Here is a 22,146-nt window from a genome sequence, read left to right on the forward strand (position 1 = left end):
GCCGTACGTAAACGTTAAACTGGTTAAAAGGGAAAGGCATGTCCGGAATTGAAGCGGTATTTTTCGACTGCGACGGTACGCTGGTCGACAGTGAGGTCATTTGTTCCCGTGCGTATGTGGCCATGTTCCAGGAATTTGGCATTACGCTGGAACTCGACGAGGTGTTTAAGCGCTTTAAGGGCGTGAAGCTCTACGAGATCATCGACATCATTAACGAAGAACACGGCGTCGTTCTGGATAAAGCGGCTCTGGAACCGGTGTATCGCGCCGAGGTTGCGCGCCTGTTCGATTCGGAGCTGGAGGTGATTCCGGGCGCAAACGCGCTGCTGGATGCCATGACGGTGCCGATCTGCGTGGTCTCCAACGGGCCGGTCAGCAAAATGCAGCACTCGCTCGGCAAGCTTGAGATGCTGCACCACTTCCCGGAAAAACTGTTCAGCGGCTACGATATCCAGCGCTGGAAGCCGGACCCGGCACTGATGTTCCATGCGGCAAAGGCGATGAACGTTAACGTAGAGCACTGCATTCTGGTGGATGACTCGTCTGCGGGCGCGCAGTCGGGGATTGATGCGGGAATGGAGGTGTTTTACTTCTGCGCCGACCCGCACAACAAGCCGATCGTTCATCCAAAAGTCACGACCTTCACCGATCTGGCGCAGCTACCCGCGCTGTGGAAGGCGCGCGGGTGGAATATTACGCGTTAAGCAGACCCTCCCGGCAGGGAGGGCGACAGGTTTATCTGAAGAGCTTTTGAACAAACTCAGCATAGGCCGGACGCCAGACGTCCATTTCGTGATTCAGACCGGGGTACATTTTATAGTCGAATTTGATGCCCTGCTTTTCCAGCTCCGCCTTCAGGCCGGCGATATCTTTGCCGGTCACCGAATCGCGCTCTCCCACGACGACGGTGAAATTATGCAGCTGCCGGTTAATGGCCTCCGGCTGCTTAAAGCGTGCGGCCACGCCTTCGTCAGGTACGGTTGTTGTGGTAACGCCGCTGAACGTTCCCAGCCAGCCGAATTTGTCCAGATGGTTCATACCGGAGACCAGCGCCTGATAACCGCCCTGTGACAGTCCCGCCAGTGCCCGGCCTGCCGCATCTTTACGCACGTTGAAGCGTGTATCCACCAGCGGAATAATCTCGCTCATCAGTTCACGGTCTGCGGCTTTCGCATTGAGCGGATAGAAAGACTTCCGTCGTTCTGCCGGTGGGAAGTTCTCGGGGATGGCCTCAGTGCTCTCCGTCTCGGTGTCGGGTACCACCACCAGCATCGGTTTGATTTTCCCTTCGGCCATCAGGTTATCCATGATTTGCGGCAGACGGCCCTGGTCGATGGCAGAGAGCCCGGTATCCCCAAAACCATGGTAGAAGTAGAGCACCGGTAAGGGTTCCCCTGTGCCGTTGTAGCCAGGGGGAGTCCATACATAGACGCGGCGCTCTGACTTGAGCGACGGCGAGTGCCAGGTCAAGGTCGTCAGATCGCCATGCGGTACAGGACGATCGTCGAGAATACTGCCCGGAACCAGAATCAGGCTGGTGTTCACCTGCCGCTGGGGTTTTTGATAGCGGCTTCCCGTGTCAACTGAACGGAAACCATCGATGTCGAAATAATATTCGTACAGATTCGGTGCCATCGGCTCGCTTTTCCATGACCAGACGCCATTTTTCTCTTTCGTCATATCATGGGAAACCTGGCTTTCAGGCATTGACCCCGTCACCACGGAGACTCGCGTTGCGCCGGGTGCAAACAGGCGAAACGTAATGCTTTTATCCGCATTAACCTGGGTCACATAGCGGCTGACCGGGGTAGTCTGGTCAGGTGTGACCGGCAACGGTGCGGCAATCACGTCTGCTCCAGTACCGATCCCGATGCTGATGGCCATCGCCAGGCACGCTAATGAATTTTTCATATCCCATCCTTTGCTGTTTTTTCGTCTCACGTTAGCGCGTTTCGAACGTCAGGCAACGGATGAAGGGGAAAATTGTGATTACACTAGAAATAACAACGCCGGTGAGTACCGGCGTTGTTATCAGATGACAGGATTACTCTTTCGGATCTTTACCCGCCAGCAGCTTGTCCAGCTCGTCGCCGCCCACGTGACGGAAGTCCTGACCCTTCACGAAGTAGAAAATGTATTCGCAAATATTCTGGCAGCGGTCACCGATACGCTCGATAGAACGCGCGCAGAACAGGGCCGTCAGCACGCTCGGGATCGTGCGGGAATCTTCCATCATGTAGGTCATCAGCTGGCGCACGATGCCTTCATACTCCTGATCGACCTTCTTGTCTTCACGGTAGATACGCACCGCTTCGTCCAGATCCATCCGCGCAAAGGCATCCAGCACGTCGTGCAGCATCTGCACGGTGTGGCGGCCCAGTGACTCCAGGCTGACCAGCAGCGGCTGGTGCTGCTGTGAGAACTTCTCCAGCGCGGTGCGGCAGATTTTATCCGCAACGTCACCAATACGTTCCAGCTCGGCGATGGTTTTGATGATCGCCATCACCAGACGCAGGTCGCTCGCCGTCGGCTGACGTTTCGCGATAATGCGCACGCAGGCTTCGTCGATAGCCACTTCCATCATGTTGACGTTTTTATCGCCTTCAATGACGCGCTTCGCCAGCTCGCTGTCCTGGTTGTGCATCGCCGTAATCGCATCAGAAAGCTGCTGCTCGACCATGCCGCCCATGGTCATCACCTGGGTGCGAATGCTTTCCAGCTCTGCGTTGAACTGGCCGGAAATGTGTTTATTAAGATTGAGGTTGTCCATGGTTTCTCCACATGCACTAAGGCAAATCAACCGTAGCGGCCAGTAATATAATCTTCGGTTTGTTTCTTCGCGGGCTTAGTGAACAGATCGTCCGTGTTACTGAACTCAATCAATTCACCCAGGTACATAAACGCCGTGTGATCGGAGCAACGCGCAGCCTGCTGCATGTTGTGGGTCACGATAACCACGGTGTAATCCTGCTTCAGCTCGGTGATCAGTTCTTCAATACGACCGGTTGAAATCGGGTCCAGCGCTGAACACGGCTCATCCAGCAGCAACACTTCCGGGCGGATCGCAATACCGCGCGCAATGCACAGACGCTGCTGCTGACCACCGGAGAGAGAGTACCCGCTCTGGTGCAACTTATCTTTGGTTTCGTTCCATAATGCGGCCTTGGTCAAAGCCCACTGCACGCGCTCATCCATATCGGCACGGGAGAGCTTTTCAAACAGGCGAACGCCAAAGGCGATGTTGTCATAAATGGACATCGGGAACGGCGTGGGTTTCTGGAACACCATCCCCACTTTCGCGCGCAGCAGGGCGATATCCTGAGCCTGGGTCAGAATGTTTTCGCCGTCGAGGATGATTTCCCCTTCAGCGCGCTGCTCCGGATAGAGCGAATACATTTTGTTAAAGGTACGCAGCAGCGTGGATTTCCCACAGCCGGACGGACCGATAAATGCCGTGACCTGGTTCTTCGCGATATCCAGGTTGATGTTCTTCAGGGCATGGAATTTGCCGTAGTAGAAGTTCAAATCACGAACCTGAATCTTACCCGGGGCAGTATCAACCATACTCATTGACTCATTTCCTCATTCGGCGCCGCGAGCTGCCGCGCCGTAAAAAATTAACCGTGTTTCTTCTTCGCGAAAATGACGCGCGCCAGAATGTTCAGCAACAGTACGCAAAGGGTAATGATCAGCACCCCGGCCCAGGCCAGCTGCTGCCATTCCGCGAAGGGGCTCATCGCAAATTTAAAGATCGTCACCGGCAGGTTGGCGATCGGCTGCATCATGTCCGTGCTCCAGAACTGGTTGGAGAGGGACGTAAACAGCAGCGGCGCCGTTTCACCCGCAATACGCGCCACCGCCAGCAGGATACCGGTCATGATCCCGGAGACCGACGCCTTCAGCGTAATCGCAGAGATCATCTTCCATTTTGGCGTACCCAGCGCGTAAGCCGCTTCACGCAGGCTGTCCGGCACCAGTTTTAGCATGTTCTCGGTGGTTCGAATCACAATCGGCACCTGCAGCAGCGCCAGCGCAATCACACCCGCCCAGCCGGAGAAGTGTTCCATCTGCGCCACCACGACGGTGTAAACGAACAGACCCACGACGATAGACGGGGCTGACAGCAAAATGTCGTTAATGAAACGAATCACTTCCGCCAGCAAGGATTTACGACCGTATTCTGCCAGGTAGATGCCCGCCATGATGCCCAGCGGCGTGCCGAAGACCGTGGCCCAGAGGATCAGCAATCCGCTGCCCGCCAGGGCATTCGCCAGGCCACCACCCGCCGTGTTCGGCGGCGGCGTCATTTCGGTGAACAGCGAGAGTGACATTCCGTCAATCCCGCGAACGACCGTTGAGAAGAGGATCCAGACAAGCCAGAACAGACCGAATGCCATCGTCGCCATAGAGAGCGTCAGGGCAATGCGGTTTTTCATGCGGCGTCTGGCCTGCATTTTGCGGCGGGATTCCGCCAGTTCAGCAGTAGCTTGCATTTCGAGAGTGGCCATTAGCGTGCTCCCTCATTTTTAGCGAGACGCATAATCATCAGCTTGGAAATCGCCAGAACAATGAAGGTAATAACGAACAGAATCAGACCCAGCTCCATCAGCGCCGCAACGTGCAGGCCGGATTCCGCTTCCGCAAATTCGTTTGCCAGTGCAGAGGTAATACTGTTACCCGGCATATAAAGCGACGCGCTGTCGAGCTGATAGGTGTTACCGATGATGAAGGTGACCGCCATGGTTTCACCCAGTGCACGACCCAGGCCCAGCATCACGCCCCCGATCACCCCATTTTTGGTGAACGGAAGAACAATGCGCCAGATCACTTCCCAGGTGGTGCAGCCGATGCCGTAGGCCGACTCTTTCATCATCACCGGCGTTTGTTCGAAGACATCGCGCATGACCGCCGCAATGTACGGAATAATCATGATGGCGAGGATCACACCCGCCGCCAGAATGCCGATACCAAAAGCCGGGCCAGAGAACAGGGCCCCCACAAACGGAATGGCAGAGAGGACGTTACCCACCGGTTCCTGGAAGTACGTGGCAAACAGCGGCGCAAAGATAAACAGACCCCACATGCCGTAGACGATACTTGGGATGGCCGCCAGCAGTTCGATGGCGATACCCAATGGGCGACGCAGCCAGCCCGGCGCGAGCTCCGTCAGGAACAGGGCGATACCGAAACTTACCGGAACCGCAATCAGCAGGGCGATGAACGAGGTCACCAGCGTGCCGTAAATCGGCACCAGTGCACCGTAGATATCGTTCGGCGCATCCCACTCTTTACTCCACAGGAAGGAGAAACCGAATTTCTGGATGCTCGGCCAGGAGGAGAAAATCAGAGACACGATAATGCCGCCCAGTAGCAATAGCACAATCAGCGCAGCCAGTTTGACCAGCGCGCTGAAAATCATGTCACCTTTTTTACCCGGAGGGTTAAATGCAGGCTTGGTTGCAGCCATAAATTACTCTTCTGTTTGAGACGTTTTTACGAATATGCCCGGTGGCGCTGACGCTTACCGGGCCTACAGAGTAAACCGTAGGGCGGGTAAGCGCAGCGCCACCCGCCATCTTCGTTAAATATATCCTGTTAGTACAGCGCTTTACCGCTGCTGTCTTTCACGTTGGTTTTCCATGCAGCGCGAATCTGCTCAACCACGTTGTCTGGCAGGGTGGCGTAATCCAGAGCGTTAGCCTGTTTGCCGCCGTTTTTGTATGCCCAGTCGAAGAACTTCAGCACTTCAGCGCCCTGTTCAGGTTTCTTCTGCTCTTTGTGCACCAGGATGAAGGTGGTAGAGGTGATTGGCCACGCCCCTTCGCCCTTCTGGTTAGTCAGATCCTGCGCGAAGGATTTGCTCCAGTCAGCGCCTTTGGCGGCGTTAGCAAAGTTCTCTTCGGTCGGGCTAACCGGTTTGCCGTCGGCAGACACCAGTTTGGTGTAGGACAGGTTGTTCTGCTTCGCGTACGCATACTCTACGTAGCCGATGGAGCCAGGCAGACGCTGTACGAACGCGGCGATACCGTCATTACCTTTACCGCCCAGACCGGTAGGCCAGTTAACGGTAGAGCCGGAGCCGACTTTAGATTTCCACTCTTCGTTCACTTTCGCCAGGTAGCTGGTGAACACGAAAGAGGTACCGGAACCATCCGCGCGGCGAACCACGGCGATGTTCTGAGAAGGCAGCTTCAGGCCTGGGTTGAGTTTGGCGATCGCTTCGTCATCCCATTTTTTGATTTTGCCCAAGTAGATGTCACCCAGGGTTTTGCCGTCCAGCACCAACTCACCCGACTTCACGCCCGGCAGGTTGATCGCCAGCACCACGCCACCTATCACGGTAGGGAACTGGAACAGGCCTTCCTGAGCCAGTTTGTCATCAGACAGCGGAGCATCTGATGCGCCGAAATCAACCGTGTTCGCGGTAATTTGTTTTACGCCACCGGAGGAGCCGATACCCTGATAGTTAACCTTGTTACCGGTTTCTTTCTGGTAGGTATCCGCCCATTTGGCATACACCGGCGCAGGGAAGGTTGCACCAGCGCCAGTCAGGCTTGCTTCTGCAAATACAGAGAACGCGCTCAGAGATAAGGTCGCGGCGACAACAGTTGCGACAGTGGTACGCATAACTTTCATAATGTCTCCTGCAAGATTTTCGTAAATCGTTGTTTAGTGGCTACGATGAGCAAAATAGGACAAACAGGTGACAGATAAATGTACGAATTATGACAGTTTTATGACAATGAAAATTTAACTTAAAATTAAACAAAACAAAGCTTAATTTTCATCGAGTTAGCCACTTTTATGACAGGTTGTTTTCAGAAATATTTTCTTTATGTGACACTGAAAAAAGTAGCTGAAGATGACAAATTGTCATTATTAAAAATGAGAAAGGATTGATGAAAAACAAACCAGGCAGGATAAAAAAGCTCCACCCGAAGGTGGAGCCTGAAGGGTTTATTCTACAGTGACCGATTTCGCCAGGTTACGCGGCTGGTCAACGTCGGTGCCTTTGATCAGCGCCACGTGATAGGCCAGCAGCTGCAGCGGAACGGTGTAGAAGATCGGCGCAATCACCTCTTCCACATGCGGCATCTCGATGATGTGCATGTTGTCGCTGCTGGCGAAACCGGCATCTTTATCAGCAAAGACGTACAGCACGCCGCCACGGGCGCGGACTTCTTCGATGTTGGACTTCAGTTTTTCCAGCAGTTCGTTGTTCGGTGCCACGACGATAACCGGCATATCCGCGTCAATCAGCGCCAACGGACCGTGTTTCAGCTCGCCTGCCGCATAGGCTTCAGCGTGAATGTAAGAGATCTCTTTCAGCTTCAGCGCGCCTTCCAGCGCAATCGGATACTGATCGCCACGGCCCAGGAACAGGGCGTGATGTTTGTCAGAGAAATCTTCCGCCAGAGCTTCAATGCGTTTGTCCTGAGACAGCATCTGCTCAATACGGCTCGGCAGCGCCTGCAGACCGTGAACGATGTCATGCTCAACAGAGGCATCTTCACCTTTCAGACGCGCCAGTTTCGCCACCAGCATCAGCAGAACCGTCAGCTGAGTGGTAAACGCCTTGGTGGAGGCCACGCCGATTTCGGTACCCGCTTTGGTCATCAGCGCCAGATCGGATTCACGCACCAGCGATGAGCCCGGGACGTTACAGATGGCCAGAGAACCCAGATAACCCAGCTCTTTAGAGAGACGCAGCGCCGCCAGGGTATCTGCCGTTTCACCTGACTGGGAAAGGGTGATCATCAGGCTGTTACGACGTACGGCAGATTTGCGATAGCGGAACTCAGACGCAATTTCTACGTCGCACGGCACGCCCGCCAGAGATTCAAACCAGTAGCGAGAGACCATACCGGAGTTGTAGGAGGTGCCGCAGGCCACGATCTGAATATGCTCAACCTTGCTGAGCAGTTCGTTCGCGTTTGCGCCCAGCTCGCTCAGATCCACTTCACCATGGCTGATGCGCCCGGTCAGGGTGTTTTTGATGGCGTTTGGCTGCTCGTAAATCTCTTTCTGCATGTAGTGACGGTAAGCGCCTTTGTCGCCCGCGTCGTACTGCAGATTCGATTCGATCTCCTGACGTTTCACCTGCTCGCCTTTGGTATCGAACACGGTCACGCTGCGGCGAGTCACTTCGGCGATATCCCCCTCTTCGAGGAAGATAAAGCGACGGGTGACCGGTAGAAGTGCCAGCTGATCGGAAGCGATAAAGTTTTCACCCATGCCCAGGCCGATAACCATCGGGCTACCGGAACGCGCGGCCAGAAGCGTGGACGGGTCGCGGGAATCCATGATCACCGTACCGTACGCACCGCGCAGCTGAGGAATAGCGCGCAGCACCGCATCACGCAGCGTACCGCCCTGCTCAAGTTCCCAGTGCACCAGGTGAGCAATCACTTCGGTGTCAGTTTCAGAGACGAAGGTGTAGCCGCGCGCTTTCAGTGCTTCACGCAGCGGTTCGTGGTTTTCGATAATGCCATTGTGCACGACCACGATGTGTTCAGACACATGCGGGTGCGCGTTGCCTTCAGACGGTTCGCCGTGCGTCGCCCAGCGGGTGTGCGCAATACCGGTTCCCCCGTGCAGCGGATGTTCTTCCGCGGCCTGGGCCAGCATCTGCACTTTACCTAGACGGCGCAAACGGGTCATATGACCTTCTGCATCGACAACAGCCAGACCGGCAGAGTCGTAACCACGGTATTCCAGACGACGTAAACCTTCGAGAAGGATTTCAGCAATATCACGCTGCGCAACTGCGCCAACAATTCCACACATAATTTTAGATTCCGAATTTAGGCATAATGCCTGCGTTGTCGCTGACCTGTATTTGCCCTTTCCGGGCGCCCCGAGCCTTGTAGAGAGTGGGGTTATTTTTATGGGTACTGCTTGTGGGGGGAGATATATGTTTATCTCCTCACCCGGGTTTGCCTGATGACGGCTACGCCTTATCAGGCCTACTCAATCTTAGGGCGGGTAAGCGTAGCGCCACCCGCCTTGTTGTTACTTCTTCTTCACAGGACGTTTCCAGCCCTGCTTGTGCACCTGCGGCACACGGCTTAATACCAGTTCGTTATCGGCGATATCGCGCGTAACGGTTGTCCCGGCGGCAATCGTTACGCCGTTACCCACGGTAACAGGCGCCACCAGCTGGGTGTCGGAACCGACAAACACATCATCACCGATGATGGTTTTAAACTTATTGGCGCCGTCATAGTTACAGGTGATTGTGCCTGCGCCAATGTTGACGTTGTCACCAATTTCCGCGTCGCCCAGATAGGTTAAATGACCGGCTTTTGAGCCTTTACCCAGACGCGCTTTTTTCATCTCAACGAAGTTTCCAACATGTGAGCCTTCCAGCAGCTCAGCGCCCGGGCGCAAACGCGCAAACGGGCCGATGGTACAGGCCACATCCAGACGGGCATTTTCCACCACGCTGTACGGGCTGATTTCACAGTCGTCACCAATGACGCTGTTTTTGATCACGCAGCCAGCGCCAATTTTGACGCGGTTGCCCAGCGTCACGTTACCTTCGAGGATAACGTTAGTATCAATTTCAACGTCGCGCCCGTGCGCTAACGTTCCACGCAGATCGAAACGCGCCGGATCGCGCAGCATCACGCCAGCCAGAAGGAGTTTCTCGGCCTGTTCGGACTGATAAACGCGCTCAAGACGGGAGAGTTGAAGGCGGTTGTTCACCCCTTCGGTTTCGCTGATGCGCGCCGGATGGACCGCCGCAATCTCGCGCCCTTCCTGGTATGCCATCGCAATAATGTCTGTGATGTAGTATTCACCCTGCGCGTTATTGTTATTGAGCTTCGACAGCCAGCGCTTCATATCCGCACCATTGGCAATCAGGATACCGGTGTTGATCTCCTGAATCTGACGCTGCGCCTCGCTGGCATCTTTATGCTCAACAATACCCGTAACGTTGCCGTTTTCACGGGTGATACGGCCATAACCGGTTGGATCGTCCAGCACGACGGTTAATAAACCGATGCCGCCCTGCGGTTTGGCTTCACGCAGGCGAGTCAGCGTTTCAACGGAGATCAGCGGGACATCGCCGTAGAGCATCAAAATGTCTTCGTCATCCGCAAAGAAGGGCGCTGCCTGCTGCATGGCATGGCCTGTACCCAACTGTTCAGCCTGAAGCACCCAGTTGAGCTTGTCGTCGCTCAGCGTCTTTTTAAGCAGATCGCCGCCGTGGCCGTAGACCAGGTGGACCTGACTGGCGCCCAATTCATTCGCTGCATCAATGACGTGCTGCACCATTGGCTTTCCTGCAAGCGTGTGAAGCACTTTAGGCAGGTCGGAATACATGCGGGTCCCTTTGCCTGCGGCAAGGATCACCACGCTCATCGCACTGTTTGACATACGCATCCTGACGGTAGTTTGAGTGAGAAGTAAAAACGTTTGATGCTTAAAATTCTACATCTTTTTCATCATGAATTAAGGCCGAAAAAAAAAGCCAGCCTGGTATCCAGACTGGCTTTTGTGCTTTTCAAGCCGGTGTTACATCGCTTTTTTGGTCAACTCGATAACGCGCAGTTTCGCGATCGCTTTGGCCAGCTCCGCAGACGCCTGAGCGTAATCCACGTCACCATGAGAGCTGCTAATGTGCTCTTCAGCCTTACGCTTCGACTCCAGGGCTCGCGCTTCGTCGAGATCCTGGCCACGAATAGCGGTATCGGCCAGAACGGTCACACTACCAGGCTGCACTTCAAGAATGCCGCCGGACAGATAGATAAACTCTTCGTGACCGAACTGTTTAACGATGCGGATCATACCAGGCTTAATGGCGGTGAGCAGCGGTGCGTGACCCGGGAAAATACCCAGCTCACCTTCACTACCCGTTACCTGGATTTTCTCGACCAGACCAGAGAACATTTGTTGCTCTGCGCTGACGACGTCCAGGTGGTAAGTCATTGCCATATCACCCTCCGATTAAGGCGTTAAAGTTTTTTGGCTTTTTCCACAGCTTCTTCGATGGAACCAACCATGTAGAACGCCTGCTCTGGCAGGTGATCGTATTCGCCTTCCATGATGCCTTTAAAGCCACGGATGGTGTCTTTCAGGGAAACGTATTTACCCGGAGAACCGGTGAATACTTCCGCAACGAAGAACGGCTGGGACAGGAAGCGCTGGATCTTACGCGCACGTGCTACCACCAGTTTGTCTTCTTCAGACAGTTCATCCATACCCAGGATGGCGATGATGTCTTTCAGTTCCTGGTAACGCTGCAGCAGGGACTGTACGCCACGCGCGGTGTCGTAGTGTTCCTGACCAACAACCAGTGGATCCAGCTGACGGCTGGTGGAGTCCAGCGGGTCAACGGCTGGGTAGATACCCAGAGACGCGATCTGACGGCTCAGTACCACGGTTGCATCTAAGTGCGCAAAGGTGGTGGCTGGTGATGGGTCAGTCAAGTCATCCGCAGGTACGTATACCGCCTGAACGGAGGTGATAGAACCGGTTTTGGTAGAGGTGATACGTTCCTGAAGAACACCCATCTCTTCCGCCAGCGTTGGCTGATAACCTACCGCTGAAGGCATACGACCCAGCAGTGCAGATACTTCAGTACCGGCCAGGGTGTAACGATAGATGTTATCAACGAACAGCAGAACGTCACGGCCTTCGTCACGGAACTTCTCAGCCATCGTCAGGCCGGTCAGCGCAACGCGCAGACGGTTTCCAGGTGGCTCGTTCATCTGGCCGTAAACCAGGGATACTTTGTCCAGAACGTTGGAGTCGGTCATTTCGTGGTAGAAGTCGTTACCCTCACGAGTACGTTCACCTACGCCCGCAAACACAGAGTAACCGGAGTGCTCGATCGCGATGTTACGGATCAGCTCCATCATGTTTACGGTTTTACCTACACCCGCACCACCGAACAGACCCACTTTACCGCCCTTCGCAAACGGACACATCAGGTCGATAACTTTGATACCGGTTTCCAGCAGTTCCTGAGAGCTGGACAGCTCTTCGTAGGAAGGTGCCGCGCGGTGGATAGCCCAACGCTCTTCTTCACCGATGTCGCCTTTCATGTCGATTGGCTGACCCAATACGTTCATGATACGACCCAGTGTTGCTTTACCTACCGGGACTTCGATCGGGTGCTCAAGGTCTTTTACTTCCAGACCACGACGCAGACCGTCGGAAGAACCCATCGCGATGGTACGCACGATACCGCCGCCGAGCTGCTGCTGAACTTCCAGCACCAGGCTCTCGTTACCATTCTGTACCTCAAGCGCGTCGTACACGCGTGGTACGGCGTCCTGAGGGAACTCGACGTCCACCACGGCGCCGATTACCTGGACAATCTTTCCAGTAGCCATCTTGAATCCTCTACGTAATTCGTAAACCTGGTTAAACCGCGGCGGCCCCCGAGACGATCTCGGTGAGTTCCTGAGTAATGCTGGCCTGACGAGCTTTGTTGTAAACCAACTGCAGCTCTTTAATCAGGCTGCCGCCATTATCGGTCGCGGCTTTCATCGCCACCATTCGTGCGGCCTGCTCGCTGGCCAGGTTTTCTACAACGCCCTGATAAACCTGAGATTCAACGTAACGACGCAGCAGGGTATCCAGCAGCGGTTTCGGATCGGGTTCATACAGGTAATCCCAGGCTTTTTGCTTCAGCTCGTCATCTTCTGATGCCGGTAACGGCAGCATCTGAGTGAGCGTTGGAACCTGAGACATGGTGTTAATGAATTTGTTGCTGACAACGTACAGTCTGTCCAGACGGCCTTCATCATAGGCCTGCAACATCACTTTAACCGGGCCGATCAGTTCGGACAGGGACGGGTTATCACCCATACCGGTCACCTGAGCGACAATGTTGCCACCAACGGAGTTAAAGAAAGAGACGCCTTTAGAGCCGATCATTGCGATATCGCACTGAACGCCTTTTTCAGACCATGCTTTCATATCCGCCAGCAGTTTTTTGAACAGGTTAATGTTCAAGCCGCCACACAGACCACGGTCGGTCGACACCACCAGGTAGCCCACGCGCTTAACGTCGCGTTCTTCCAGGTAAGGGTGCTTATATTCCAGATTACCGTTTGCAAGGTGACCAATCACTTTGCGCATGGTTTCTGCATAAGGACGGCTGGCCGCCATGCGATCCTGCGATTTACGCATTTTGGAAGCGGCGACCATCTCCATCGCTTTAGTGATCTTTTGCGTGTTCTGGACGCTTGCGATCTTACTACGTATCTCTTTTGCGCCGGCCATGAGCTTCTCCTCAATGCCAGGCGGCTTGTCCTGAGACAAGCCGCCGGACGATTACCAGGATTGGGTTGCTTTGAAGGAATCGAGGATAGCTTTCAGCTTGCCTTCGATTTCGTCGTTATAGCCACCGGTCTGGTTGATCTCTTGCATCAGCGGAGCGTGATCACGGTCGACGTAAGCCAGCAGAGCGGCTTCGAAGCTACCGATTTTCGCCAGTTCCACATCTTCGAGGTAACCGCGTTCAGCCGCGAACAGTACCAGGCCCTGCTGAGCAACAGACATTGGTGCGTACTGTTTCTGCTTCAGCAGCTCGGTCACTTTCTGACCGTGGCTCAGCTGTTTACGGGTTGCTTCGTCCAGATCGGATGCGAACTGAGAGAACGCAGCCAGTTCGCGATACTGTGCCAGCGCGGTACGGATACCACCGGACAGTTTCTTGATGATCTTGGTCTGAGCAGCACCACCCACACGGGATACGGAGATACCCGGGTTAACCGCCGGACGAATACCGGAGTTAAACAGGTTGGTTTCCAGGAAGATCTGACCATCGGTAATGGAGATTACGTTGGTCGGAACGAACGCAGAAACGTCACCCGCCTGGGTTTCAATGATCGGCAGCGCGGTCAGAGAGCCCGTTTTACCCTTCACTTCACCTTTGGTGAAGTTCTCGACGTATTCCGCGTTAACGCGGGAAGCACGCTCCAGCAGACGAGAGTGGAGGTAGAATACGTCGCCAGGGAACGCTTCACGTCCAGGTGGACGACGGAGCAGCAGGGAAACCTGACGATAAGCAACAGCCTGTTTAGACAGGTCATCGTATACGATCAGCGCATCTTCACCGCGGTCACGGAAGTATTCGCCCATTGCGCAACCGGCGTATGGTGCCAGGTATTGCAGTGCAGCAGATTCAGACGCGGTCGCCACCACAACGATGGTGTTAGACAGTGCGCCGTGCTCTTCCAGTTTACGAACCACGTTAGAAATGGTGGACGCTTTCTGGCCGATAGCCACGTACACACATTTGATGCCGGAGTCACGCTGGTTGATGATGGCGTCGATTGCCATCGCGGTTTTACCGGTCTGACGGTCACCGATGATCAGTTCACGCTGACCACGACCGATTGGGATCATGGCATCAACGGACTTATAACCTGTCTGAACAGGCTGATCTACGGACTGACGGTCGATAACGCCCGGTGCGATAACTTCGATTGGGGAGAAGCCATCGTGCTCAACCGGACCTTTACCGTCGATTGGCGCACCCAGGGTGTTAACAACGCGACCCAGCAGGCCACGGCCAACCGGCACTTCCAGAATACGGCCAGTACACTTAACCTTCATGCCTTCGGCGAGGTCAGCGTATGGACCCATCACAACGGCACCTACGGAGTCGCGCTCCAGGTTCAGTGCGATAGCGTAACGGTTACCCGGCAGGGAAATCATCTCACCCTGCATACAATCGGCCAGGCCGTGGATGCGGATAACACCGTCACTTACAGAAACAATAGTACCTTCGTTGTGAGCTTCACTCACAACATTGAACTGAGCAATGCGCTGCTTGATCAGTTCGCTGATTTCGGTGGAATTCAGTTGCATGCTCCAGTCCCCTTAAGACTGCAAGACGTCTGCAAGGCGCTCAAGACGGCCGCGTACGCTGCCATCAATGACCATATCACCCGAGCGGATGATTACGCCTGCCATTACAGACTTATCGATTTTGCAATTCAGCTTAACTTTGCGTGACAGACGTTTTTCCATCGCGGCGGTGATTTTCGCAAGCTGTTCGTCACTCAGTTCAGTCGCAGAAGTCACTTCGACTTCAGCGGTAGCTTCACTAAGGGCACGTAAGTGCTCAAACTGCTCGAGAACATCCGGGAGCACACGGAGACGACCATTCTCTGCCATCACCTTAATCAGGTTCTGGCCGTTGGCATCCAGTTGCTCTCCGCACACGGCGATAAACGACGCGGCGAGGGTTTCAGGTGCTAACGCACCGGAAAGCAACTCGGCCATTTGTTCGTTTTTCGTCACCTCAGCGGCAAACGCCAGCATATTCTGCCAGCGATCGACATTTTGGTGTTCGATAGCAAAGTCAAAAGCTGCTTTGGCGTAGGGGCGAGCTACCGTAACAAATTCAGACATCAGCCCCTCCCTCCTTACAGTTCAGCGACAAGTTTGTCCACGATGTCGCTGTTAGCAGCTTCATCCACGGAACGTTCGATGATCTTCTCGGCGCCAGCAACAGCCAGAATCGCAACCTGCTTACGCAGTTCTTCACGAGCACGTTTACGCTCAGCTTCAATTTCAGCCTGAGCCTGTGTCACGATCTTAGTACGTTCCTGTTCTGCTTCAGCTTTCGCTTCGTCCAGGATCTGCGAACGGCGTTTGTTAGCCTGTTCGATGATAACCTGAGCTTCCGCTTTCGCTTTTTTCAGCTGGTCTGTCGCGTTGGCCTGTGCAAGGTCCAAATCTTTCTTAGCGCGTTCTGCAGAAGCCAGACCGTCAGCAATTTCTTTCTGACGTTTTTCGATGGCTGCCATTAAAGGCGGCCATACATACTTCATGCAGAACCAGACAAAGAGAATAAACGCGATGGCCTGGCCGAGGATTGTTGCGTTCATGTTCACAGCACAATACCTCTTTAATATCTGTGGCTTAGGGTTTTAAAACTACTACTACGCGACAGCAAACATCACGTACAGACCCAGACCTACAGCGATCATTGGGATAGCATCCACCAGACCCATAACGATAAAGAACTGAGTACGCAGCAGAGGAATCAGATCAGGTTGACGCGCAGCGCCTTCCAGGAATTTGCCCCCGAGGATGCCGATACCGATCGCAGCACCGATAGCCGCCAGACCCATCATCACAGCGGCAGCCATGTACAGCAGATCCATATTCAGGTTTTCCATGACAGTCTCCAGTTTGTTTCAATTAAAACGTAGTAGTGTTGGTAAAAAATCAGTGCTCTTCAGACGCCATCGACAGATAGACGATCGTCAGAACCATGAAGATAAAGGCTTGCAGCGTAATGATCAGGATGTGGAAAATGGCCCACGGCACATTCAGAACCCACTGTGACCACCACGGCAGAAGACCCGCGATCAGAATGAAAATCAGCTCACCCGCATACATGTTGCCGAACAGTCGCAGACCCAGTGAAACAGGTTTGGACAGCAGGCTAACGCCTTCCAGGATCAGGTTGACCGGAATAAACGCCCAGTGGTTGAACGGCTGCAAGGTAAGCTCTTTCACAAAGCCGCTTACGCCTTTCATTTTGATGCTGTAGAAAAGAATCAGGATAAACACGCCCAGCGCCATCGACAGGGTGATGTTCACGTCCGCAGACGGTACAACACGCAGTGCAGGCAGGCCGAAGATGTGCTCGCCAATAAACGGCAGCAGATCGATTGGCAGCAGGTCCATCAGGTTCATCAGGAAGACCCAAACGAACACGGTCAGCGCCAGCGGAGCAATCAGCTTGCTCTTGCCATGGTACATGTCTTTGACGCTACCATGGACGAAGCCGATGATCATTTCGATGAAGGTCTGGAATTTCCCTGGTACACCGCTGGTCGCTCGTTTAGCAACACCGCGGAACATGGCCAGGAACAGAAGACCCAAAACCACCGAGAAGAACATGGAGTCGATGTTGATCGTCCAGAAGGTGGCCGGGGGGTTATGTGGATCCACCAGCGAGAATGTACGCAGGTCCAGCTGAAGGTTATTCAGATGGTGACCTATGTAATCCTGCGGCGTCATATTTTCTGAAGCCATGATGCCTTTTACCCTTTGTTATTGATTACAGCTGGAGCCAGAACTTGTACCACCAGCACCAAAACCCACGTTGCTATCAGCGGCATGAAGACCACTTTCAAAACCGCCAGCGCCATCACCAGTAGAGCAAAGGTCAGCAACACCTTACACACTTCGCCGAGGGCGAAGGACCAGGCCACGCGGCCTTTGGCAGGTGTATGCGCCTGATGACGCCAGGCAAAAATCATAAACAACACGTTTGGCAGCACAACCGCCAAACCCCCGCACACGGCGGAGATGCCCCAGAAGGGGTCTTTGAGGCTAAACAGCAGTCCACTTGCTATCACAGCCAGAAACTGAATGAACAGAAGCTTACGAGCAACGTTTCTACTCAAGAGCGACACAGACATCACGTTTTTACTCCTGCTCCCTTCGAGGTATGCCGCGTGTCGTATAAAACGTCCTTTAAGGCTCAGAGTCAAGCATCAAAAAGCGGTCAAATTATACGGTGCGCACCCGTGATTTCAAACATTAAGTAGCGAAAAGGTGAATAAATGTTTAAATATTTTTCCCCACCGCTATTTTTTAACTTTCGCTGAAAGCGTCAACCTTCGACCAAAACTGCAAACAGCGCGAAAACGTTGTCGATAAAGCGTGCACGAGATCACAAAACACACATTTGCGATAAGGTTGTATTTATCAAAGGCGCAAATCGCAGAAATTTATCTTTATGAAATTAAACGCAAAATGTCGCAACTATTTTCAAAACAGCCCAGTACACAATAAAAACCTTTTATTGACATTCTTAATAAATAATTAACATTGCGTTCTGGTTACTGCCTTCCACTTTTAGCAGACTTATATTTTCAAGGATGACTATCTTCTCGGTGAATAACGATTGCTTCGTTAACCGGAAGAAAAACCTTAGTGAAGCAGAGGTTAAAAGCTCCTCGGTAAATCCCCGGTAGTTGTGCTGTTTTTTAACATGATAAGAACAGCACGAATTCCACATTTTTTATTAACTTTTTAAAAATTGTTTGGCTTAATTATCACCAGGTGACGTTCGCCTTCGAGCTGAGGAATCTGTAATTTCTCAATAGACTCGACAGCAAAACCGTCCGGAAGCTGTTCAATCTCATCGCCTGGCAACTGCCCTTTCAGTGCATAAAAGCGGCCATTCTCCGCAGGTAAGTGCTTGCACCAGCTCACCATATCGTTGAGCGACGCAAATGCGCGGCTGATAACCCCGTCAAACGGCGGCTCTGCCGGGAACTCCTCTACCCTGCTCTGCACGGGCGTGATGTTTTCAAGCTTCAGCTCATGCTGTACCTGGCGTAAAAAGCGCACGCGTTTGCCAAGACTATCCAGCAGCGTGAAATGGCTCTCAGGGCGAACAATCGACAGCGGAATACCCGGCAGACCAGGGCCCGTCCCCACGTCGATAAAGCGTTCACCTTTCAGCCAGGGAGCAACCACGATGCTGTCGAGAATGTGGCGAACGAGCATCTCGTTGGGGTCGCGAACAGACGTCAGGTTGTACGCTTTGTTCCATTTGTTCAGCATATCGACATAGGCCACCAGCTGATTTTTCTGGTGATCGGTGAGCGAAATACCTGCCTGATCCAGCAGACGAGAGAGTTTGTTGAGCACAGTGAATACCTGTTGAGAGTTTTTTTGCCCGGTGGCGCTGCCGCTTACCGGGCCTACGAATAAGTAGGGCGGGTCAGCGAAGCACCACCCGCCAAAAGCAATGTCAATTACGCGCTACGGCGCAACATGCCCTGCTTTTTCAGCCACACCAGCAGGATCGAAATCGCCGCCGGGGTAACGCCCGAGATGCGGGATGCCTGACCGATCGACACCGGTTTGTGATCGTTCAGCTTGGCGATCACTTCGTTGGAAAGGCCCGTCACCTGGCGGTAGTCCAGCATTTCCGGCAGCAGCGTGTTTTCGTTACGCTGCTGTTTTTCGATCTCATCCTGCTGACGGGCGATGTAACCTTCGTACTTCACCTGGATCTCGACCTGCTCTGCCGCTTCAGCGTCTTCCAGACCCGGCGCGAACGCGGTCAGTTTGACCAGGTTCTCGTAGGTGACTTCTGGACGGCGCAGCAGATCTTCACCGCTGGCTTCGCGCGACAGCGGCGCGGTTAAGTGAGCGTTCACTTCAGCAGCGGTTTCCGCCTGCGGATTCACCCATGTGGTTTTCAGACGCTGACGTTCCTGCTCAATGCGCTCCAGCTTCTCGTTGAAGCGCGCCCAGCGCTCGTCATCGACCAGACCCAGCTCGCGGCCCATTTCGGTCAGACGCAGGTCGGCGTTATCTTCACGCAGCATCAGGCGATATTCCGCGCGAGAGGTAAACATACGGTACGGTTCTTTGGTACCCAGCGTGCAGAGATCGTCAACCAGCACGCCCAGATAAGCTTGAGAACGCGCCGGAGCCCAGCCCTCTTTCTCAGCAGAGAAGCGCGCGGCGTTCAGACCGGCAAGCAGGCCCTGTGCAGCCGCTTCTTCGTAGCCGGTGGTGCCGTTAATCTGACCCGCGAAGAACAGACCGTGGATGAATTTGCTCTCCAGGGTCGGCTTCAGGTCACGCGGATCGAAGAAATCGTACTCAATAGCGTAGCCAGGGCGAACGATTTTTGCGTTCTCCATACCCTGCATTGAGCGAACAATTTGCATCTGTACGTCGAACGGCAGGCTGGTGGAGATGCCGTTCGGGTAAATTTCGTTTGAGGTCAACCCTTCCGGCTCCAGGAAGATCTGGTGCTGGTTGCGATCGGCAAAGCGCATCACTTTGTCTTCGATCGAGGGGCAGTAGCGTGGACCGATCCCTTCGATCACGCCGGCGTACATCGGGCTGCGATCGAGGTTATTGCGGATCACGTCATGGGTTTTCTCGTTGGTGTGCGTGATGTAGCACGGCACCTGCTGCGGATGCTGTGCCGCATTGCCCATAAACGAGAAGACCGGCATTGGGTTATCACCGTGCTGTTGCGCCAGCACGCTGAAATCAATGGTGCGCGCATCAATACGCGGCGGCGTGCCGGTTTTCAGGCGGCTGACGCGCAGCGGCAGCTCGCGCAGACGGCGAGACAATGGGATAGACGGCGGATCGCCAGCACGGCCGCCGCTGTAGTTATCCAGACCAATATGAATTTTACCGTCAAGGAAGGTACCCACGGTCAACACCACGGCTTTGGCGCGGAATTTGAGGCCCATTTGGGTCACGGCGCCCACGACGCGATCGTTCTCAACGATAAGATCTTCAACCGCCTGCTGGAAGATCATCAGGTTCGGCTGATTCTCCAGCGCGGTACGTACCGCCTGGCGATAAAGTACGCGGTCTGCCTGAGCACGGGTCGCACGCACAGCGGGGCCTTTACTGGCGTTTAGTATCCTAAACTGAATGCCTGCGTGATCGATCGCCTTCGCCATCAGGCCGCCAAGTGCATCCACTTCTTTTACCAGGTGTCCTTTCCCAATGCCGCCAATCGCCGGATTACAGGACATTTGTCCCAGCGTGTCGATATTGTGTGTCAAAAGCAGGGTCTGCTGACCCATTCGCGCTGCGGCCATTGCGGCCTCAGTGCCTGCGTGACCCCCGCCAATGATGATGACGTCAAAAGGATCCTGATAAAACATGGTGGTCTGCCTCGCGTAAAGCGGTAAGAAAATGGATTGAAGCCCGGGCCGTGGATTCTACTCAACTTTAGTCTTTCGAGAAAGCATTGGGATCCTGGGCTATTAAAAAGAAGATCTTTTTATTTAGAGATCTGTTCTATTGTGATCTCTTATTAGGATCGCGAACCCGTGTGGATAAGTCCGATCTCATAAAGAAGATCATGCAGTTAGAAAGGATCGTTTGCTGTGAATGATCGGTGATCCTGGACCGTATAAGCTGGGATCAGATCGCGACTTTATACACAGGCTAAAAACTGCGCTACGGTTGTTCTTTGGATAACTACGGGTTAATACGAGCTTTTAACCAGAGTTATCCACATCTGTTCGCGCGATCTTTAATCGTTTTTGAGTAAATTTTTCCATTCCGCGAGCCAGATCTCGGCTGGATCCTCCGGAATGTCATGATCGAGGATGTTGATCTTGAGCGTTTCGCCCAGCTGTTTTGCTCCGCAGGAGGTCACAGCGGCTTCGACTTTCTCTATTGCCCCGCAAAAGGTGTCATATTCACGACTGCCGATCCCCACTGCGCCAAAACGGACGTTTGACAGGTCGGGCTGCTGTTCCAGCAGTTCGTCATATAAAGGTTGCAGGTTATCCGGCAGATCGCCCGCGCCGTGCGTGGAGGTGATCAGCAGCCAGACCCCGTCAGTCGGGAGATCTTCCAGCAACGGGCCGTGCAGGGTTTCCGTAGAAAAGCCCGCCTCTTCCAGCTTTTCAGCCAGATGTTCCGCTACGTATTCCGCACCGCCAAGGGTACTGCCGCTGATAAGGGTGATGTCCGCCATTGATCGCTCGCTCAGATAAAGAGACGGCCATTGTACGCTGTGAACGAGCTGGGATCTACCTGTGGAAAATGTGGGAATGGATTTGCCCGATCACGGGCGGATGGTACGCATGATCGGGTTTTGCAGGGAGATCAGTGTCTCGGTGGACTGAATTTCATCGATTGTTTGGATCTTGTTGATAAGTACCTGCTGGAGGGCGTCGATGGATCGGCACATGACCTTAATAAAGATGCTGTAGTGCCCGGTGGTGTAGTACGCCTCGGTGACTTCATCCAGCGCGTTCAGTTTCGCCAGGGCGGAAGGGTAGTCTTTGGCGCTTTTAAGAATGATGCCGATGAAGCAGCAGACGTCGTAACCCAGCTGCTTCGGGCTGACGTCAATGCGCGCGCCGGTAATGATCCCCGCCTGCTTCATCTTCTCTACGCGAACGTGAATGGTTCCCGGGCTGACGCCAAACTGCTTCGCCAGTTCGGCGTAGGCGGTACGGGCATTGGCCATTAACGCCTCCAGAATGCCGCGGTCGAGATTGTCGATCTGATAATTTTCCATAGCTTTTTCTTATAAAGATTAATGAATCACTCTATTCTAGCGCCTTATTTTATCGAATCAAAAGTGAAGGCGGCTTTTTGTTGATGGGTTATTGAATAAGGTGCCATTTCTATTGCTTAATCAATATCAAC

Annotated in this window: 22 protein-coding genes; 1 reads left to right on the forward strand and 21 read right to left on the reverse strand. The window is 53.8% G+C overall.

Annotation, left to right across the window (positions count from 1 at the left end; all coding sequences use genetic code 11):
- The first annotated feature begins 38 nt into the window (after positions 1-38).
- Positions 39-704 carry a 6-phosphogluconate phosphatase gene (gene yieH, locus B498_RS16865; protein WP_008500180.1) on the forward strand — a complete coding sequence of 222 codons (666 nt, stop codon included), beginning with the start codon at positions 39-41 and terminating at the stop codon, positions 702-704.
- Between the two features lie 31 nt (positions 705-735).
- Here yieH and B498_RS16860 read toward each other — a convergent pair whose 3' ends face one another.
- From B498_RS16860 to asnC, 21 genes are all read right to left on the reverse strand, one after another.
- Positions 736-1,884, reverse strand: coding sequence for an esterase (locus B498_RS16860; protein ID WP_237716800.1), 1,149 nt, complete (start codon positions 1,882-1,884; stop codon positions 736-738).
- Between the two features lie 160 nt (positions 1,885-2,044).
- A complete protein-coding gene (phoU, locus tag B498_RS16855; protein ID WP_008500182.1) occupies positions 2,045-2,770 on the reverse strand; it encodes a phosphate signaling complex protein PhoU in 726 nt (241 codons plus the stop codon).
- A gap of 26 nt (positions 2,771-2,796) precedes the next feature.
- Positions 2,797-3,570 (reverse strand): phosphate ABC transporter ATP-binding protein PstB, encoded by a 774-nt coding sequence (gene pstB / locus B498_RS16850; RefSeq protein WP_008500183.1) that lies wholly within the window; start codon positions 3,568-3,570, stop codon positions 2,797-2,799.
- Between the two features lie 47 nt (positions 3,571-3,617).
- Complete coding sequence (gene pstA, locus B498_RS16845; protein ID WP_008500184.1) at positions 3,618-4,508, reverse strand: phosphate ABC transporter permease PstA; 891 nt, start codon at positions 4,506-4,508, stop codon at positions 3,618-3,620.
- On the reverse strand, positions 4,508-5,467 hold the full coding sequence (gene pstC / locus B498_RS16840; RefSeq protein ID WP_008500185.1) for a phosphate ABC transporter permease PstC: 960 nt from the start codon (positions 5,465-5,467) through the stop codon (positions 4,508-4,510). The genes pstA and pstC overlap by 1 nt, the downstream gene beginning before the upstream one ends.
- 128 nt (positions 5,468-5,595) lie before the next feature.
- Positions 5,596-6,636, reverse strand: coding sequence for a phosphate ABC transporter substrate-binding protein PstS (gene pstS, locus B498_RS16835; protein WP_008500186.1), 1,041 nt, complete (start codon positions 6,634-6,636; stop codon positions 5,596-5,598).
- Between the two features lie 321 nt (positions 6,637-6,957).
- Entirely contained in the window at positions 6,958-8,787 is a 1,830-nt protein-coding gene (gene glmS, locus B498_RS16830) for a glutamine--fructose-6-phosphate transaminase (isomerizing) (protein WP_008500188.1), read from the reverse strand.
- A 225-nt stretch (positions 8,788-9,012) separates the two neighbouring features.
- A complete protein-coding gene (gene glmU / locus B498_RS16825; protein ID WP_008500189.1) occupies positions 9,013-10,383 on the reverse strand; it encodes a bifunctional UDP-N-acetylglucosamine diphosphorylase/glucosamine-1-phosphate N-acetyltransferase GlmU in 1,371 nt (456 codons plus the stop codon).
- 138 nt (positions 10,384-10,521) lie between these two features.
- A complete protein-coding gene (locus B498_RS16820) occupies positions 10,522-10,941 on the reverse strand; it encodes a F0F1 ATP synthase subunit epsilon (RefSeq protein WP_006177560.1) in 420 nt (139 codons plus the stop codon).
- Between the two features lie 20 nt (positions 10,942-10,961).
- A complete protein-coding gene (atpD, locus tag B498_RS16815) occupies positions 10,962-12,344 on the reverse strand; it encodes a F0F1 ATP synthase subunit beta (protein WP_003862362.1) in 1,383 nt (460 codons plus the stop codon).
- Between the two features lie 31 nt (positions 12,345-12,375).
- A complete protein-coding gene (gene atpG, locus B498_RS16810; protein WP_008500191.1) occupies positions 12,376-13,239 on the reverse strand; it encodes a F0F1 ATP synthase subunit gamma in 864 nt (287 codons plus the stop codon).
- Between the two features lie 51 nt (positions 13,240-13,290).
- A complete protein-coding gene (gene atpA / locus B498_RS16805; RefSeq protein ID WP_003862367.1) occupies positions 13,291-14,832 on the reverse strand; it encodes a F0F1 ATP synthase subunit alpha in 1,542 nt (513 codons plus the stop codon).
- Positions 14,833-14,844: 12 nt separating this feature from the next.
- A complete protein-coding gene (atpH, locus tag B498_RS16800; protein ID WP_008500192.1) occupies positions 14,845-15,378 on the reverse strand; it encodes a F0F1 ATP synthase subunit delta in 534 nt (177 codons plus the stop codon).
- A gap of 14 nt (positions 15,379-15,392) precedes the next feature.
- Positions 15,393-15,863, reverse strand: a complete 471-nt coding sequence (gene atpF, locus B498_RS16795; RefSeq protein WP_003862370.1) for a F0F1 ATP synthase subunit B — start codon at positions 15,861-15,863, stop codon at positions 15,393-15,395.
- Between the two features lie 48 nt (positions 15,864-15,911).
- Positions 15,912-16,151: a F0F1 ATP synthase subunit C gene (gene atpE / locus B498_RS16790; RefSeq protein ID WP_000429386.1), complete on the reverse strand. Its 240-nt coding sequence runs from the start codon at positions 16,149-16,151 to the stop codon at positions 15,912-15,914.
- Positions 16,152-16,200: 49 nt separating this feature from the next.
- Positions 16,201-17,016 carry a F0F1 ATP synthase subunit A gene (gene atpB, locus B498_RS16785; protein ID WP_008500193.1) on the reverse strand — a complete coding sequence of 272 codons (816 nt, stop codon included), beginning with the start codon at positions 17,014-17,016 and terminating at the stop codon, positions 16,201-16,203.
- 8 nt (positions 17,017-17,024) lie between these two features.
- On the reverse strand, positions 17,025-17,405 hold the full coding sequence (gene atpI, locus B498_RS16780; protein WP_008500194.1) for a F0F1 ATP synthase subunit I: 381 nt from the start codon (positions 17,403-17,405) through the stop codon (positions 17,025-17,027).
- Positions 17,406-18,021: 616 nt separating this feature from the next.
- Positions 18,022-18,645, reverse strand: a complete 624-nt coding sequence (gene rsmG, locus B498_RS16775) for a 16S rRNA (guanine(527)-N(7))-methyltransferase RsmG (protein WP_008500195.1) — start codon at positions 18,643-18,645, stop codon at positions 18,022-18,024.
- Between the two features lie 107 nt (positions 18,646-18,752).
- Positions 18,753-20,642: a tRNA uridine-5-carboxymethylaminomethyl(34) synthesis enzyme MnmG gene (mnmG, locus tag B498_RS16770; RefSeq protein WP_008500196.1), complete on the reverse strand. Its 1,890-nt coding sequence runs from the start codon at positions 20,640-20,642 to the stop codon at positions 18,753-18,755.
- 374 nt (positions 20,643-21,016) lie between these two features.
- The gene (gene mioC, locus B498_RS16765) at positions 21,017-21,466 is read right to left on the reverse strand and encodes an FMN-binding protein MioC (protein WP_008500197.1); all 450 of its coding nucleotides are present in this window, start codon (positions 21,464-21,466) and stop codon (positions 21,017-21,019) included.
- A 90-nt stretch (positions 21,467-21,556) separates the two neighbouring features.
- Positions 21,557-22,015 (reverse strand): transcriptional regulator AsnC, encoded by a 459-nt coding sequence (asnC, locus tag B498_RS16760; protein WP_008500198.1) that lies wholly within the window; start codon positions 22,013-22,015, stop codon positions 21,557-21,559.
- Between the last annotated feature and the right edge of the window lie 131 nt (positions 22,016-22,146).

The sequence above is a fragment of the Enterobacter sp. SST3 genome (genome assembly GCF_000286655.1).
Lineage (GTDB): Bacteria > Pseudomonadota > Gammaproteobacteria > Enterobacterales > Enterobacteriaceae > Enterobacter > Enterobacter roggenkampii.

Bases quoted from the DNA above. Each gene is read 5' to 3' on its own strand.
- mioC (WP_008500197.1), bottom strand. From the start codon at position 21,466: ATGGCGGACATCACCCTTATCAGCGGCAGTACCCTTGGCGGTGCGGAA.
- atpA (WP_003862367.1), bottom strand. From the start codon at position 14,832: ATGCAACTGAATTCCACCGAAATCAGCGAACTGATCAAGCAGCGCATT.
- B498_RS16820 (WP_006177560.1), bottom strand. From the start codon at position 10,941: ATGGCAATGACTTACCACCTGGACGTCGTCAGCGCAGAGCAACAAATG.
- atpE (WP_000429386.1), bottom strand. From the start codon at position 16,151: ATGGAAAACCTGAATATGGATCTGCTGTACATGGCTGCCGCTGTGATG.
- glmS (WP_008500188.1), bottom strand. From the start codon at position 8,787: ATGTGTGGAATTGTTGGCGCAGTTGCGCAGCGTGATATTGCTGAAATC.
- pstC (WP_008500185.1), bottom strand. From the start codon at position 5,467: ATGGCTGCAACCAAGCCTGCATTTAACCCTCCGGGTAAAAAAGGTGAC.
- mnmG (WP_008500196.1), bottom strand. From the start codon at position 20,642: ATGTTTTATCAGGATCCTTTTGACGTCATCATCATTGGCGGGGGTCAC.
- yieH (WP_008500180.1), top strand. From the start codon at position 39: ATGTCCGGAATTGAAGCGGTATTTTTCGACTGCGACGGTACGCTGGTC.
- pstB (WP_008500183.1), bottom strand. From the start codon at position 3,570: ATGAGTATGGTTGATACTGCCCCGGGTAAGATTCAGGTTCGTGATTTG.
- atpD (WP_003862362.1), bottom strand. From the start codon at position 12,344: ATGGCTACTGGAAAGATTGTCCAGGTAATCGGCGCCGTGGTGGACGTC.
- pstA (WP_008500184.1), bottom strand. From the start codon at position 4,508: ATGGCCACTCTCGAAATGCAAGCTACTGCTGAACTGGCGGAATCCCGC.
- atpI (WP_008500194.1), bottom strand. From the start codon at position 17,405: ATGTCTGTGTCGCTCTTGAGTAGAAACGTTGCTCGTAAGCTTCTGTTC.
- atpB (WP_008500193.1), bottom strand. From the start codon at position 17,016: ATGGCTTCAGAAAATATGACGCCGCAGGATTACATAGGTCACCATCTG.
- atpG (WP_008500191.1), bottom strand. From the start codon at position 13,239: ATGGCCGGCGCAAAAGAGATACGTAGTAAGATCGCAAGCGTCCAGAAC.
- glmU (WP_008500189.1), bottom strand. From the start codon at position 10,383: ATGTCAAACAGTGCGATGAGCGTGGTGATCCTTGCCGCAGGCAAAGGG.
- phoU (WP_008500182.1), bottom strand. From the start codon at position 2,770: ATGGACAACCTCAATCTTAATAAACACATTTCCGGCCAGTTCAACGCA.
- asnC (WP_008500198.1), bottom strand. From the start codon at position 22,015: ATGGAAAATTATCAGATCGACAATCTCGACCGCGGCATTCTGGAGGCG.
- atpH (WP_008500192.1), bottom strand. From the start codon at position 15,378: ATGTCTGAATTTGTTACGGTAGCTCGCCCCTACGCCAAAGCAGCTTTT.
- B498_RS16860 (WP_237716800.1), bottom strand. From the start codon at position 1,884: ATGGCCATCAGCATCGGGATCGGTACTGGAGCAGACGTGATTGCCGCA.
- pstS (WP_008500186.1), bottom strand. From the start codon at position 6,636: ATGAAAGTTATGCGTACCACTGTCGCAACTGTTGTCGCCGCGACCTTA.